The 15,459-nt window shown below is 67.7% G+C and carries 11 protein-coding genes and 1 tRNA gene; 9 read left to right on the forward strand and 3 right to left on the reverse strand.

Going from position 1 to position 15,459, the window contains the following annotated elements; translation table 11 throughout:
- The first annotated feature begins 6 nt into the window (after positions 1 to 6).
- The 7 genes from PCA76_RS01395 (at position 7) to PCA76_RS01425 (ending at position 6,425) form a co-directional block, all read left to right on the forward strand.
- Entirely contained in the window at positions 7 to 891 is an 885-nt protein-coding gene (locus PCA76_RS01395; RefSeq protein WP_272614711.1) for a phosphotransferase, read from the forward strand.
- A gap of 616 nt (positions 892 to 1,507) precedes the next feature.
- Positions 1,508 to 2,914, forward strand: a complete 1,407-nt coding sequence (locus PCA76_RS01400) for an APC family permease (RefSeq protein ID WP_272619115.1) — start codon at positions 1,508 to 1,510, stop codon at positions 2,912 to 2,914.
- 5 nt (positions 2,915 to 2,919) lie between these two features.
- On the forward strand, positions 2,920 to 3,924 hold the full coding sequence (locus PCA76_RS01405) for an acetamidase/formamidase family protein (RefSeq protein ID WP_272619117.1): 1,005 nt from the start codon (positions 2,920 to 2,922) through the stop codon (positions 3,922 to 3,924).
- 11 nt (positions 3,925 to 3,935) lie between these two features.
- On the forward strand, positions 3,936 to 4,613 hold the full coding sequence (locus tag PCA76_RS01410) for a GOLPH3/VPS74 family protein (protein WP_272614712.1): 678 nt from the start codon (positions 3,936 to 3,938) through the stop codon (positions 4,611 to 4,613).
- A 50-nt stretch (positions 4,614 to 4,663) separates the two neighbouring features.
- Complete coding sequence (locus tag PCA76_RS01415; protein ID WP_272614714.1) at positions 4,664 to 5,662, forward strand: hypothetical protein; 999 nt, start codon at positions 4,664 to 4,666, stop codon at positions 5,660 to 5,662.
- Entirely contained in the window at positions 5,650 to 6,279 is a 630-nt protein-coding gene (locus tag PCA76_RS01420) for a GNAT family N-acetyltransferase (protein ID WP_272614715.1), read from the forward strand. Before PCA76_RS01415 ends, PCA76_RS01420 begins: the two co-directional genes overlap by 13 nt.
- Positions 6,280 to 6,353: 74 nt before the next feature.
- Positions 6,354 to 6,425, forward strand: a tRNA-Lys gene (locus tag PCA76_RS01425).
- 454 nt (positions 6,426 to 6,879) lie between these two features.
- Here the strand turns inward: PCA76_RS01425 and PCA76_RS01430 are convergent.
- The 3 genes from PCA76_RS01430 to PCA76_RS01440 all read right to left on the reverse strand — a co-directional run bounded on the left by PCA76_RS01430 (position 6,880) and on the right by PCA76_RS01440 (position 12,987).
- Complete coding sequence (locus tag PCA76_RS01430) at positions 6,880 to 7,488, reverse strand: helix-turn-helix transcriptional regulator (RefSeq protein ID WP_272614716.1); 609 nt, start codon at positions 7,486 to 7,488, stop codon at positions 6,880 to 6,882.
- 480 nt (positions 7,489 to 7,968) lie between these two features.
- A complete protein-coding gene (locus PCA76_RS01435; protein ID WP_272614718.1) occupies positions 7,969 to 12,186 on the reverse strand; it encodes an AAA family ATPase in 4,218 nt (1,405 codons plus the stop codon).
- Positions 12,187 to 12,222: 36 nt separating this feature from the next.
- Entirely contained in the window at positions 12,223 to 12,987 is a 765-nt protein-coding gene (locus tag PCA76_RS01440; RefSeq protein ID WP_272614719.1) for an SMODS-associated NUDIX domain-containing protein, read from the reverse strand.
- Positions 12,988 to 14,002: 1,015 nt separating this feature from the next.
- On the opposite strand from PCA76_RS01440, the gene PCA76_RS01445 reads away from it, so the two are divergent.
- Together PCA76_RS01445 and PCA76_RS01450 are read left to right on the forward strand one after the other, a co-directional pair.
- On the forward strand, positions 14,003 to 14,503 hold the full coding sequence (locus PCA76_RS01445) for a hypothetical protein (protein ID WP_272614721.1): 501 nt from the start codon (positions 14,003 to 14,005) through the stop codon (positions 14,501 to 14,503).
- Positions 14,500 to 15,195, forward strand: a complete 696-nt coding sequence (locus PCA76_RS01450) for a hypothetical protein (protein ID WP_272614723.1) — start codon at positions 14,500 to 14,502, stop codon at positions 15,193 to 15,195. The genes PCA76_RS01445 and PCA76_RS01450 overlap by 4 nt, the downstream gene beginning before the upstream one ends.
- Positions 15,196 to 15,459: the final 264 nt, after the last annotated feature.

Below are 15,459 nucleotides of genomic sequence, written 5' to 3' on the forward strand. Positions count from 1 at the left end.
AGCCACATGTTCGTCGAAGCACGAACACGTCCGGTGCTCGCCGAGGTGTGTCGTCGCCTGGACATGTCTGACGCTGGTGCCAGCCTCCTGCGACACCACACAAACGCCGTGTACGCGGTTGGTGACGTGGTGGTCAAGATCGCCCCCGTGGACATCGGCCTGGAACGGACCCGAACCGTGGTGGCCGTCGTACGGTGGCTGGATGATCGCGGCTTCCCGACTGTTGGCTTGAGCCCCTGCCTGCCTCAGCCCTTGCTTGTTGGCGAGCATGCCGTGACCATTTGGCAACGGCTCAATCCGGCACACGACTCACCTGTGACCGCTGCTGAGCTCGGTGAACTGCTCAGCAAGTTGCATGCCCTTCCTCCTCCGCCGGTGAACCTGCCCAAGCTCCAGCCGATCGAAAGTATCCGCCGATCGCTGGAACGGTCGACGATCATCAGTGTCGAGGAACGCGACCTACTGCTGAACCGCCTGGAGTTACTGGCGGCCCGCTGGTCGGAGATGGACTTCCCCCGCGGCATGAGCCTGATTCAGTCCGACCCCCAGACTCGCAACGCCCTGCGCCGCTTCGATGGCACGCCGGTGCTCGCGGACTGGGACGGCGCCGCCATCGGCCCCCGGGAGTGGGACCTGGCCACCGTTGCCGTTCACTGTCGCCGGTTTGCCCAACCGGGCCCTGCGGCATTCGTCGACTTCACGGCGGCCTACGGCTGGGATGTCAGCTCGTGGCAGGGCTTCGAGCAGTTGTGTCAGCTCCGGGAGCTGCAGATGATCGCCACCAACGCTCGAAAGTCCCGGCCGGGCACCGAAGCGGCAGCCGAGGTGCACCGCCGCGTCGCTGGCCTCCGGAAGGGCCCTCAAGAGCTCGGTCATTGGCAGATCATTTAACCGAAGAGCTCGGCGATGATTCGAGCCGTTCCGCGGATACTTCCGTTCCTACCGCTCGCCGATGATCGTCGCTGGAGGCGCGCCACCCTTCTGACCGGCTCTTGCCGCTGTGGAATCAAGTCTAGCCAGTTTGCGCATTGCAACGGGCATCCGTCATTGGTTAAGTAGAAGCCTTGGGCCGCTACCTCCCAGCCTGTCCCTATTAGTTGGCAGCGTCGACCCTCCGTTGCGGGCGGCAGGAGTGCGTCTTGCGCCCTGCTTCTAAGTTGCCGGCAAGCTGCAGGTCTACGAGAACGCACCGTGGGTTCTCACGGTGACCCTCCAAGGTGGGCTGTGCTGGAGGACAACTCTGCGCGACTCTCGACACGCATTCGCCCATCGTCTGGCGTCATCCAGATAGGTCGGCTCGCCCCGACGAGGCCTCCACGGCATCAGTCGTGTGCAAGCTCGTCGGTGCGAGGGAAGAGTGCCCCGCTACATGCCCCTTCTCGGCGGCTAAGGGAGAGGACGTAACCGAACCGCCAATCTCTTGGCGGCACCGCGTGGCATATGGCGAGTCTTTCAATTCGATGTCGCGATCCGGGAGAACTCTCGTTCGCACCCTGCGGAGGTGTTGATGTACGGGCAAGATGAATTGGCGCGCTATGGCTACCGGCAGGAGTTGGCCCGGAGGCTGCGCTTCCGCGACTTGATCGCCTACGGGCTGGTGTACATGGTGCCGATCGCGCCGATGGCGATCTTCGGCAGTGTCTACGCCGGCTCCGGCGGGATGGTGGCCCTCGCGTACGCGGTCGGTGTGGTGGCGTTGGTGTTCACGGCGTTCTCGTACGCGCAGATGGTGAAGGCGTTCCCGATGTCGGGCAGCGTCTACAACTACGCAGGGCGCGGCATCAGCCCGCCGGTCGGGTTCCTCGCCGGCTGGGTGATCCTCCTCGACTACGTCCTCGTGCCGGGGCTGTTGTACCTGGTGGCGTCGGTGGCGATGCACGCCACGGTCCCGGCGGTGCCGGTGTGGCTGTGGCTGCTCGGGTTCGTCGCGGTCAACACGGTCGTCAACTCGGTAGGGATCCGGATGACCGCGTTGGTTACCCGGGTGATGCTGGTCGGCGAGTTGATCGTCTTGGCGGTCTTCCTGGCCGTCGCGGGCTGGGCTCTCGCGACCGGGAAGGGCCGGTTCAGTTGGGAGGCGTTCTACAACTCCGACACGTTCACCTGGTCTCTGGTGGCGGGGGCGGTGTCGCTCGCGGTCTTGTCCTTTCTTGGCTTCGACGGGATCAGCATGCTGGCCGAGGAGACCAAGGGTGGTTCCCGTCAGATCGGCCGCGCGATGGCGGCCGTCTTGATCCTGGCCGGGGTGCTGTTCATCGCGCAGACGTGGCTGGCCGCGATGCTCGTCCCCGCCCCCGGCAGCCTTCTTGCGGAGGGCGATCCAAACGGCACTGCCTTCTACGACGCCGCCGCGGTGGCCGGTGGGGGTTGGTTGGCGACGGTGTGCGCGGTGGCGACGGCGATTGCGTGGGGGTTGCCGAACTCGATGGTCGCGCAGGTCGCGACGTCTCGGTTGTTGTACGCGATGGCCCGTGACCGGCAGTTGCCGGCGTTCCTGGCGAAGGTGTCGATCCGGCGCAACGTGCCGATCAACGCGACGCTGCTCACCGGCGCGGTGTCCCTGGCGCTGGGCCTGTACATGGCGACCCGTTCGGATGGGATCACCCTGCTGTCGTCGCTGATCAACTTTGGGGCGATGGTGGCGTTCCTGGTCCTGCACGTCTCGGTCGTGGTGCATCACCTCATCCGGGAGCGCAGCGGGAACTGGTGGGCGCACCTGGTCATGCCCGCCGTCGGCTTCGCCATCTTGGTGTGGGTGGTGGTCAACGCCAACATCGCCGCCCAGCGTCTCGGCCTGGCGTGGCTCGCCATCGGGATGGTCGTTCTGGCTGGCTTGTACCTGTCTGGCCGCCGACCTGCCCTTTCGGGGTTGGCACCGGCGGAGCCGCAGGCGCGTCACGTGGAGCGGGTGTGACCGGCATGATCCCGTTCACCTACCGGCCCGCCCGAGACGAGCTGGCCTACACCTTCGGCGGTCGGATGCCGGTGGCGCATGTGCGCGGCGGTGACGTGTTCACTGTCGTGACGGAGGACTGCTTCGGTGGTCGCGTTCGGGGGCCGGCGGACCTGCCGTCGCAGGTGTGCCGCATGCCGTACCTCAATCCGGTGTCCGGGCCGTTCTTCGTCGAGGACGCCGAGCCCGGCGACACCCTCGCCGTCCACCTCGCCGCCATCATCCCGGCCCGGGACTGGGGTGTGTCCTCGACGTTCCCGCACTTCGGGGCACTGACGTCCACCTCCCACACCGCCACCCTGCAGCCTCCGCTGGAGGAGCGGGTGTGGGTGTACGGCATCGACCGGCAGGCCGGAACCGTACGGTTCGAGGCCGCGCGCAGCGACCACAGCGCTGACTTGCCGCTGGACCCGATGATCGGCACGATCGGTGTCGCCCCCGGCGGGTTCGAAGCCCGCTCCACACTCGTGCCCGACACACACGGCGGGAACCTCGACACCCCGCACCTGCGCGCCGGAACCACCCTCTACCTCGGGGTGAATGTCCACGGGGCGATGCTGGCCCTCGGCGACGGGCACGCCCGCCAGGGCGAGGGAGAGGCCTGCGGCGTCGGCGTGGAGATCGCCACGACCACCACCCTCGCCATCGACGTCATCAAAGGCGTGACCACACGGTGGCCGCGGTTGGAGACCGACCGGGACATCCTGTCCATCGGGTGCGCCCGCCCTTTGGAGGACGCCTACCGCATCGCCCAGCACGACCTCGTCGGATGGGCCAGCGCCCTGACCGGCCTGGAAACCCTGGACGCCTACCAACTCGTGTCCCAGGCGGGGCGGGCGCCGATCGGCAACGTGTGCGACCCCAACTACACCGTCCTCGCCGCCATCGACAAAACCCTGCTCCCCGCCCCCGGACCCGCATACGACGGGGCGCACGAGCGGCTGCGGCGGCTCACCGCCGGGCTGCGGTAGGAGCCCCGCCGATGACCGCGTCGATCCCGCGCCTGCCGCTGCGCGATGACCTGTTCCTCCTCGGCCACGACGACGACACCGGACACCCCCACGTGCACCGGCAGACCCTCGCCCTGGGACTCGCGGGCGCGGTCCTGATCGACCTGTACCTGGCCGGGCGGGTGACCCTCGACCCGAACGACGACATCCGCCCGGCCAGCCACCCACGGATACACCCGCACATCGACCGGCCAGTCGGGGATCTGATCGCCGACGCCGCGACCGCGACCATCCGCCACGCCCACCCACCGCTGCGGGGGTGGCTGCGGATGTTCTCCGACGACCTGTATGACCGCACCCGCGCCGGACTCGTCGCCGGCGGGATCCTGCGTCACCACACCCGACGGCGCCTCGGCGGCCTCGTGCGCGCCGACACCTACCTGCCCACCGACAGCAAATGGGCGGTCATCGCCCGCTCCCGCCTGCGCTACCTCGCCGCCGGCCGCGAAGAACCCGACAACCACACCGCTGCCCTCGGCGGCCTCGTCGCAGACCTCGGCCTCACCAGGCACCTCTACCTCGACGACGACATCACCACCCTGACGACTCGCTTGAAGGCCATCGCCGGGCAGCACTACCAGCCGGTACGCGACATCACCGCCGCCGTAGACGCCGCCGTGGGGGACCTCGCCACCGCCGCCTACCGCTAGCCCCAATCCACCTCACCTCGAGAAAGCTGACCGTGAACAACCTGCCCCACGTGCGACCCGCGACCGAGACGCCCCACCCTGTGGGCCGGCGAGCCGTAAAGGTCACTGCCGCCGCCTGCGCGCTCGGCCTCCTCGCCACCGCCACCGCTATCCCGAACTGGACGGGCGCCGCCGGGCCAGCCCAATCCCCACCCTCGCCTTCCACCACTGCTGCGTCCCGGCCGGCCGTGCCGCCGTGTCTCTCACCCGCCGCCCTGAGCGCGGCACAGCTCAAGGCACGCGCACAGCAGAAACTCGACCCGTCGCCGACGCATCTGCCGGAGTCGACCTCGGCGCGGCAGGCTCTGGAAGCGGTGACGGTTGGGCCGTCCGGCTGCGATGCCATCCCGGGCCGGTTCGCCTACGTCCACCTGCTGCAATGGGCCTCGGACACCACGGTCGCGGGCAACAACGCCACCACGCGGATCGTGCTGTTCGAAGAGCAGCGCTGGCATGCCGACGATGCCTCCGGACGCGTCATCCGCAGCCGCTACCCCAGGGGTCAGCAGCCCACCGACGACAGCACCTACAAGCCCGGCGAGCTGGACGGACCCATCGGACCGATCGCCACCGACCCGGTAGCGCTCAGCGCGCACATCGACGCCACCCAGCCCCGGTTCCTCGGACCCACCGCCGTCATTCGCGGCCTCGTCAGCCTGCTCGGCTGGCGTACTCCCAACCAAGCCGCCCGCACCGCGGTCCTCACCGTCCTGAGCGACACCCCCGGAATCGCGTACCACGGCTCGGTGACCGACCGCGCAGGCCGAACCGGCATCGGCGTCAGCGCCACCTCCAACGCCATCCGCTTCCTGCTGATCCTCAACCCCACCACCGGCGACTACTCGCCTACGAAAGAACCGCACTCACACCACCACCGGGCAGCGACCGAACCGGCCCCCTGGTTGACGACTACCACCTGTTCCTCGTCCACGCCCATGCCACCAGCAGCGGCAACTCCTGACCTGTGCGACCGGCAATCTCGAAGGGAAATCTCGCCATGGACGCTGTAACGCGCATCCGCGCCGCCCGTTGGGCGGACAAAGACCACGTCGCCGCGCTCATCGCCGACGCACTGCATCCCAGCCCTCTCGCAAAATGGCTGATTCCCGACGCAGGACCACGCCGCCAGATCCTCACCGACGTCCTCGGCATCTGGATCGAACACGCCATGTTCTACGGCGACATCCACCTCACTGACGACGCCGCCGCCACTGTCGGCTTCCACCGATACCGCAGCATCCCACCACCGGCGAACTATCAGATGCGGCTGGCTGACGGGGCGGGCGCGCACACCGACCGCTTCGACATCCTCGATCGGCTGCTCGCCAAGGCTCGGCCCACCGAGCCTCACTACGAGCTGGCGTTTCTCGCGGTACGGCCCAGCAACACAGGTGCCGGCTATGGCACCGCCATGCTCGCCCACCACCGCAGTCGCCTCGACCACGTAGGCCTGCCGTCCTGGACGAGCACCACCTCGGCCATTGGCCTCTACAGCCGGCACGGCTACACCGCCCGCCCACCGATCGTCCTGCCGGGCGGTCCAACCCTGCACCCGATGCGCCGCAACTCCGAGTCAGCCGGCGAGCGGCTGCCTGTCATCACCGCTCGGGAGTCGCGGCTGGCGTAGATCAGCATCGCTCGTCTGGACCGGGGGGCGGACATCAACCTGGGCGCAGGTGGTCGGGTAGCCTGAAGCGGAGAGGGCTGTTAGCTCAATGGTAGAGCTGAGGACTTTTAATCCTTAGGTTCTGGGTTCGAGTCCCAGGCGGCCCACAACCTGCTGACCTGTGAATCCGTGCAGGTCGGATGGAGCGATGCGCGAACCAACTGCTTGTTGTTCAGCACGAGCCCCGCGCTGCGGCGACGCCAGCGGGTACATGCTCAAGTAGGTCGCCCCGGCTGACCTGCTGCGCGCCGTCATTGTCGTCGTCCACGGCGAGGCGCTGCTGTCCCGGGTGGTCATCCATACGTTGATCAGCGAGTTCGTCACCGCGTGCCGCCCGACCTGGCGGTCGACGGGACCTTCTGAACGTCCGCGAGTAGGAGATCGTCGAGCTGATGGCCCGAGGGCTGAGCAACGACGCGATCGCCGCGAGCATGTGAGCGGCTCGCTCACCGCCATGACTCACGGCAAAACCGCGCGATGACCAAGCTGCACTGCCGCGACCGTGCCCAGCTGATGGTGTGGGCCTACGAGCCGGCCTGATCACGCCCCCGCCGACAGCTTTCAGATCCAGCCGTTTCCGCGTGCGTGGACGATTGCCTCGGTGCGGTTGGCGACATCCCATCGTCCATAGATGGCGCGCAGGACGCGAAACATCATTCTCTCGGAGTAACCCGCGTGCGCGGCCAGCCGCGCGACCGTGAAGCCCTGGGCGAGCAGGCGTATCCACGAGATCTCGATCTCCGTAGGGACATGTCCGGCTTGCGCTGATCGGGGGGGTGACGTCAGAGCCCGGACCACGTCGGCCGGAAGGAGGCTGTGGCCCGAGGCGGCTGCCGACAGGACGCTGCGCACCGTACCGGCGTCGGCCTCCCGCGCCATCACGCCGACGGCGCCGGAGGTCAGCGCTCGCACGCATAGGTCCACATCGCCGTTCTCGATGACAGCAACCACCGCGGTTCGCGGCCGGCTGTCCCGAAGCGTCGCAAGCAGTGTCCAATCTGACGGGCCGAGCAGGGTCAGCGAAATGAGATGTTGTCCTGCATACCCGCTCCAGGTAAATAGATCGCCGGGAAATTCGACATCGTGGTCGGTGTCGCCCATTACTTGGGCGATTCCCCGGCCGAACATGGGAAGCGGATCGGAAACGGCGATCCGAAGACGACTCGACAAGCTGCTCCTACCGTTATTCGTCGGTGCGCGAGCGGAGGCCGGAAGGCGGTGCCGACGCGGCATGGCCGCGACAGGATACCGCCATGGATGGCACTTCCCCGCCATCGAGGACGTCATAGACGCGCAGAGTGCTAGCACCGTAACTTCAGGTGTACGTATCTTGGCGACGCCATTCTTCTGACCGTGCCGGACATCCTACTCGCTGGCGGACAAGCAGTTCCGCGTAGCGGTCTTTCTGCGCCTTTGGATGCAACCGAGGAGCGACGACAGTGGTCAATGAAAATTACCGATCCATTGGCCCGGGCGACGCTCCCTCGAATCGTAAGGGATGGCGGCGCGGTGACTGGGTCCGGCGGCGACAGCCCCGGCCGGGTCAGGAGCCTACGGGCGAGGTCGTGCACGTCAACCGGGCCGGCCTGCGCCGACTCCAGGTCCACTGGGCCGACGGGACCGTAAGCAACGTGTCGGTACGGTCGGTGGTCAAGATCTAGTAAGAGAAGGGGGACGCGGACCCCGGGCCACCGCTGTCATTGCGGCGACCAAATCGTCATCGGCCCGCTCGCCGAAGGCGCCGAGCAGGACAGCGCTGCGATTGACGGCGCCCAGCGCCGAGGTGATCTGCCGGGCCTGCTCGAAGGCTTCCCCAGCCTCGGCGAGGCGCCCGCGCCGCTGTGACTCCTCCATCAAAGCGAGGCCGAAGGAGGCCAGTCCTTTGGCCTCCCACGCGAGATAGTCGCGGGGTTCCCGGCCGATGCGCTGGTTGGCCCCGTCCCGCGAGGTGAGGAATGCCAGCCGCGCCCGGTCTCGCATCCGCTGGCGGAACGCGGCAATCCCGAGCAGGCCGTTTGCCCCAACCGCACGATCCCCGCTGTCCAGCCTCGCGCTGACCTCGGCGGCGGCGAGCGACTCGTCGTCCCGGCCACCGAGACGCAGGTACGCCAGGCCCAGGTTGAGGTTGGCCTGTCGGATCAGACGCGGATCCCGGGTACGCACTCCCAGTTCGGCGGCACGCCGGGCCGGCTCGACGGCCTCGCCGGCCGCATCCGAGTCGATGTAGACGGCAGCCTCGCCGTTGAAGCACAGCCCTAGGGCGACCTCGTCCTCGGTAGCCGCTCCGGAGGCGACGGCGGCACCTTCCTGCAACAGGGCCAACGCCGATCGCGGCTCACCGATCTGCCCGAGGGCCCAGGCATAGTCGATGAGAAGCAACGGGAGGATCCGTTCGCGCTCCACGGTGTCCAGCAGCGCGCGAGCATTCGCGAGCGCCGTGCTGAAGGCGCGCAGCGCTTGGGCGTGGTGGCCAGCCCGAGCCAGGCAGAGTGCCAGGTCGGCGCGGACGATCACCAGCTCGCGTCTTCTATCGAGAATGCGGCATTGCCAAACCTGCCGGCGAAAGAGTCGCGCGGCGTGGCTGAACTCGCCGGCTTCGAAGCGCACGGTCGCCAGCTGGATGTCGAGCATGAGCCGGGCCTTGGGCGCGCCGAACCATGAGCATTTCCGGCGGGCCTCCGCAAGTTCGACAATTGCGTCTTCGATGCGTTCCTGCTGTTGCAGCGCCGCGACGATGCGGCGGTGGTTGTTCGCTTCCTCGGTGTCGTCCCCGATCCGGCCCCGGACCGCACGCCGCCATTCAAGCAGTGCGTTGCTCTGCCCCCAGCGGCGCAGGTGGTAGTCCTCGATGGTGTTCATGACCTCGTACGCGCGACGGCAGTCCCAGGCCCGGATGCGAAGGTCGATCTCGCTGAATGCGGGCCGCAGATCGAGCAGGCTTCGGACCGGAGCCACTCGGCGTTCCTCGAAGTACCTTGCGGCGTGATGCCACATCGCAAAGCGGGTGAAGGGCAGAGGTACCCGGCGGTGGTCGTCGAGATCGCCACGTTCCAAGCCGCGGACGACTCGGTCGCTCTCCGCAGGCGGCAGGAAGTAGTGCCCGTGGTCGTGGTGGGCAACGCGCCGTTCGTGCAGCCCCCGGAGGATAGGGGCGCTGTCGACCCCTGGCACCAGGGCTGCCAGCAGAAAGTCGACCGCCTCCGGTGGGACCGGCCGCCCGTAGACCGCGAGGGCCTGCACGACCCGCTGCTGCGTGCGGTCGAGGTTGCTGAAGGTTGCCTCGAGGAGCGTCGCCTCGACATCCGGCAGTGGCACCTGCTCCAGTTCGTCGAGAAGGCGGGGCACCGGTGTGCCCGGCTCCTGCCGCAGCACGCCGACCAGCAACTCGAGGATGCGCGGATTTCCCTGACTCAGCGTGTACGCACGCTGCCGGTCCACCGGCTCCATCCGGTACAGGGCCAGCGCCGCCCCGCGGTCGAGCGCGATCAGCAGGGCGATGGCGTCGTCGAACGGCAGCGGGTTCATCGGGACGAATCGAACATTGGCTGGTAGGTCGCGGCGGAGCTGCTGCGGCGGTCCGCCCGCGACCGTCAGGACCAGCGTCGTCGGGTGCCCAGGGCGACCGGCCAGCTCCATGACCAACGCGCCCAGCTCACGGTCTCGGAAGGCACCGTCATCGAGCAGGTGTTCCGCGGCATCGAGGATCACCACGACCGTGGTGTTCCGAAGTGCTGCCAGCACATCGGTCAGCTTCTGGCGCCACTCGACCGGGTCGTTCAGACGCTCCTCGAGCCGTGCCCGGCCCGAACTCTCCGGGAGTGCCCGGGCCAGGTCGGCGAGCACGACGGCCACGTTGATGGGACGGTATCCGTCGGCCGAGAGGTAGACGACGGCATCCGCCTCGGCCTCCGCCTCCCGCGCGGCGAGCCGGCGCCGGAGCTCCGCCGCGAACGCGGTCTTGCCCACGCCCGCGGCCCCGTGGACCACGACCACCCGGGTTGAGGCGTCGGCTATGGCCTCCTCTACCCGGTGCTTCTCGGACACCCGATCGTGGAACTCGGCCGCCGGGACGATGGGCGCCTGGTTGACCAGCCGGACGCGGCCGTCCGAGACGTTCTCCTCGGTGAGGTCTGCGGGCCCGGCCGCGTCACGACGGCGGCCGGCGGCGCTCCGGCGGCGAAGTTCGTCCTCCAGCCGCACCCGCTGCTCACGGTTGTGAATCGCGAGCCTTCGCCGCTGCGCGCCGTCCGCCCGTTGCTCCTCCGCCTCGGTCCGGGACAGCTTCTCCTCGAGCATCCGGCCCACTCGTCCCTGCATAGAGATCTCGGTGATCCGGCCAACGAGATCGGCAAAACCCTCGTCTCCGCAGTCGAGCACCGGCGCCCCGCGCAGGTCTTCGTGCGGCACCTCGATCCCACCGGTCCGGAAACCGATCAGATCGATGGCGCCGGTCAAGGCTGCCCTGATCTCGCGCTTGCAGCCGGGGTCTATGGCGCTGCGCTCGGAGAGCAGGACCACCACAACGTCCGGACGGCGCAGACTGCGGGGCGACTCGCCGGCCTCATCCCGGTGCCACAGGACGTGAATCGTCCAGTTCGGCGCCCCTTTGACGACGTCAACCAGCCGGCGCTGCAGGTCGTAGGCGGCGGTTCGATCAGCCGCAGCCGACACCAGGGACACGATCACCTGCTCCGGCTTCTCGTCCGTCTCCGGCTCTGCCGGGATCATGTCCCTTTCTTCCGCGAACCGTAGGAACTCCGCCCCGGCCCTGGTCGCGACATGGAAGAACCAGCGCTGCACGGCATCGCTGTGGTTCCGGTAGGTGGTTTGCGCCAAGGCGCCGGCGAGCAACGAAAGCAGATACTGCGCCCGCCATTCGACCCGGAAGGGCGCGGGTTGTTCGGCCGCCCGTAGGACGGCCCTGAGGATCTTGCCCGTCTTCTCCTGTCCAGATGGTTCGCCGGTGCCAGCCAGGAGCAGACGGACCAGATCCTCCGACGCCGACGCCTCAGGGGCGACGCCGAGCTCGGCCGCGGCAGCCGAGAGGCATAGCGCAACAAGATCGCGGGTCAGCGAAGCGGCCGGGTCGAACGCTGCCAGGTCGACGACCCTGATCCGCTTAGGCTCCAGCGGCAAGGCATCAGGGACGAGGATGTTCCCGCGGTGCAGGTCGCCGTGGCTCAGGCCATACATGTACTGGATCACGACATGCCGCACGGATAGGCCGGATCGGACCATCGCGACGGGATTGGGCAGCCGGTCAACGCCGACATGCTCGTCCCCGGGCCGCACCAGGCCGCGCTCGTCCGCCCAGCGCTCAATCCGCTCGATTGGCTCTCGTAGCTCGTGACGCAGATAGTTGTCGACGGCGTCCCGGTCGAGCGTCACTCGGTCCGGCCATCGGTCGCCGTTCCACTCGGTCAGGACTAGCCGCGCTACGGCCGCGCAGCCTGCCTCCTGTATCTCGGGAGACAGCTTGTCGATCGGGCGATAGTCCAACAGGTCGCCCGCGATGTCCTGGAACATGATGTGGCGCCCGTCGCCCACCTCGCAGGGGCGGCCCAACTGACGAACCAGATAACGCGTGGCGAACTCGGTGTTCTGCTTCCAGGCCAGCTCGTGCAGGCCCGTCTCCCACTCCTTGCCTGCCGGAATCACCTTGATGATCTGCTTACGCGAGCGCCACCTACCATCGGGGTGCCGATCCTTCAAGAGAATTGCGGTCACCACGGCACCGGTGAAACCCGACGCGCTCCACTTGTGGTCCGGCAGCTCCACGATGCCCCCACCGGCCCTAGCCCAGTGCCGCAAGGCCAACGCCACCTCCGCACCCAGGAACTCGGCGAGCGGATCGACCGTCGGCGTCATCCGGTGCCGCCTCCTTCCATGATGTCGGCCGCAGGGTCAGCGCAGAGCGGGCAGGTCTTCATGGATTCGGCGTGTGCTCAGGAGGAACGCCGACTGCGGACTGATCAGGAACTGCTCGCGGCGACCGTCCTCGATATCGGCGACCCGGGCGAGCACGATCTCGGTCTCCGCCGCGTCGTGCGCCAACTCCAGCATGCGGCGCCGCAGCTCGACGGCTTCGGGCGAGTCGAGGATCGGGTCGTACACCTCGAAGGACCGCATCGTGCGGTGCTGCTTGCCCGGCGTGGGCCGCGGCCCGTCGACGACCGACCTGATCAGCTCGAATCGAAGCTTGCCGGCCAGCGGCGCGAGTTCCGGGTGCCCGGCCTCGGACAGCTCCTCGCGCAGCTCCCGCCGCAGGCATTCGGGACCGGACTCGCGGCCGGCGCAGCGGTCGTACCAGCGCAGGAATCCGATGCCATGCCGGGCTGGGACAAATCCACGCAAGTCGCGTCTCATTGTCAGCTCGCGGCCGGCCGGGCGCTGCTCGACGAACCCCACTGCGTCCAGGGCTCCGCGCGCCTCGTCGGTGTACTTGACCACGCCGCCCGGTGGCCCGTACACGCCCGGCCGGAACGGATGGTGGATCAGGACATAACCGTCGTCGTCCTTGATGCGCAGCAGCGCCGCAACCGACACGCGCAGCCGCCCGGACGTCAGAGTGGTCCGCAGCAGTCCGAGGTGCGTGCGGTGGCGCAGGACCAAGCCGCCGGCTGCGAGCAAGGCGGCCGTGATCAGGCCGGCCATGATGTTGATGAGCATGAAGCCCTCCCGCTCGCGACTACACAGTGACGCGACCTTGATGCTGCGGGTGATGCCGGCTCCCGTCAACCTCCGCCACTTGCCCATTCGCGCTCGCTCAGCCACGCCGGCCGGCGGCGATCAGTACGGCTGGAGAAACCGCGGGGTCGATCGGCACCGGATCGATCCGGTGGTCGACGCGGTCGATGCCTTCCTTCCCCACCTTCAGTCAGGCGTTCGACGATGGAGCGGCGGGCTATCGCATAGCGGATCGCGGCGGATTTGGCGGACGTGGCGTTGATCTTCGACAAAAGAGGGCCTCGTTGAGGTAGTCCTCACTCTGTGCGCGGAGGTCTCTCAGGAGGAGGAGGTGTCCCGAGCCGGGCAAGACTCGTGCTCGACGACGTTCTCGACGGCCGATAGCCCCCTCATCCGGCTTCCCGAAACATACGAGGACTACACGAACGTGATGGCAACGGGTCACCGGAGATGGTCGCCGGTTGGTTCGCATGGTGGTACCTCCGGCCCACCAGCACTGGCACCCGATCGTCGATCTTCACGTGGTGGACCGCCTTGGGTGGCCTCATGACGACGGCGACGTGGAGACGTCGACACGGCAGGAGTACGTCAAGAAGCTGAACAAGCACGTGCGGCCGTTGCTCGGCAAGCTGCTGGCGGGCCGGCTGGACACCGAGACGCTCAGGTCGTTCTATGCGGCGTTGCGAAATTCCGGTACCACCCTTGAGGAGCGCTTGGAAGGCAGTCGAGGAGCTTGGAAGGCAATCGAAGCCAAAGTCGATCGCCCTGCCCTGTATGCCCGGCGCCACCCCGGCCTGCATGAAGATGCGCTGCGATCCAGCGGCAATCCGCAGCCACCGGCAAGAATCGCCGTCGATCTTCGCTCCTCTGGCGGACCCGATTGGGCGAACAGAGGGCGCAAATCGGGGGCAGCCGATGGCCAGACTGACCACTATGGTGTTTGGTTGGACTGGGCTGGATGCCCTGGACAATGCCGAGATGTGGGAAGGCCCCAGCGATGGAGGCGTCAGAGTTGGCGCGGGTAGACCTGACTCTCAGGCGACTGTGTGCCGATCATGGATTGACCTGGGTGGTGGAGGCGGTGGATGCCGCCGTTGCTGAGGGCGCCGCCGATTCGGTGACGGAAGGCAGCAGCAGCCACGGTCAGCGGCGCGGCGGCCGTCTTTTCGGGTATGGCATACGGCCGGACGAACGCAGCCGGATTGAGCCCGAAATTCGGTGGCGGCCGTACACGGATACAGAGCGGGTTCTGCTCTTGCTGGATGCAATGCTCGCGATCTACCGCGATCTGCCGAGCCTCCGCACGGAGACGGTGCGCGTGCTCACCGACGGCTTCCAGGGTCGAGTCGCGGTGCCTGAGCAGATCATCACGGCACTCGACGAGGACAACGAAGAAGCGGTCATCCTCTGGCAGCCCGACCTGGAAGCCGATACGCAGGGCCGGCAGCGTGTTGTCGGCACCCTGATCGCCCTCCGGGCGGCGGTGGTCCCGGGATGACGGATCCCATCGGCGACTTGCTCACTGAGCTGGCTGACGCGATGCAGGGTGTGACGACACCGTTCACCCGATCCGATGAGGCGGATCGCATCTACGAGGGTTACCTGTTCGCCCAGGTGATCGCTACGGCGGCCGAGTGCGGTGCCCGGGTCACCTACGAAGACTGCTACGAGAAGGAAGTGTCGGAGCTCGTCTTCCGAGGCGCCCCCGGCTTCATTCACGCCCGGCGACGACCGTTCACCCACGCGGTGCTGTACTTCGGAGACGCTCGCCCGATCGAGGTCCATCTCCGGGTGAGGGTGCAGGTGCAGGCCAAGAAATTCGACGCAGAATCGGACATTTTGCTCGTCGATACGAAAGCGGCGCGCGTATGCCGGGATAAGACGCAACTGCCAAAGGCGTCCGGCTGTGTGCTGACGATCGAGGGCAAGTACTACCCGCTCGGCGTTCCACGAGACGAGGCACTGAAGTATGTCGGTGTGCGGGCCTACTTCCCGCGGACGATGGCGAGCCTGTTCGCGACCAACTCGTTCTCCCCGTCCGCCAACAAGTGCCTGAGCCAGACGGCTGGCCATCTACCGTTCGAGTTCGGCGCGATGCCGGGAACCCGGTTCCAGACGTACGTCCGCACGCATATCCGTGATGCTCTCAAGAAGTGGGTGGCCGGCTTCGATTTCGAGCACCGCACCTGATCGCCGACCGCATGCTCACAGCAGCCGGTCGGCCTGTGCGGCCTCCTCCGGGGTTCTGCCTGAAAGGCCCCTCTCCGTGGGGCGGCGGCTATCCGCAGCGGACCATCTGGGCTAGGCCTGACGCGCCGTGGCCGCTGGAGTGGCGGACGGCTTGAGCTCCGTCCGCTACTCGCGGAGACGGCGGGCAGCGTCGCAGCGGACGGCGTCGGGCTCGGCTGCGGAGGCGGCAGCTTGGGCTGCCGTCCCCGCCTGGCGGGTGCCTTG

It is taken from the genome of Micromonospora sp. LH3U1 (assembly GCF_028475105.1).
Taxonomy (GTDB): domain Bacteria; phylum Actinomycetota; class Actinomycetes; order Mycobacteriales; family Micromonosporaceae; genus Micromonospora.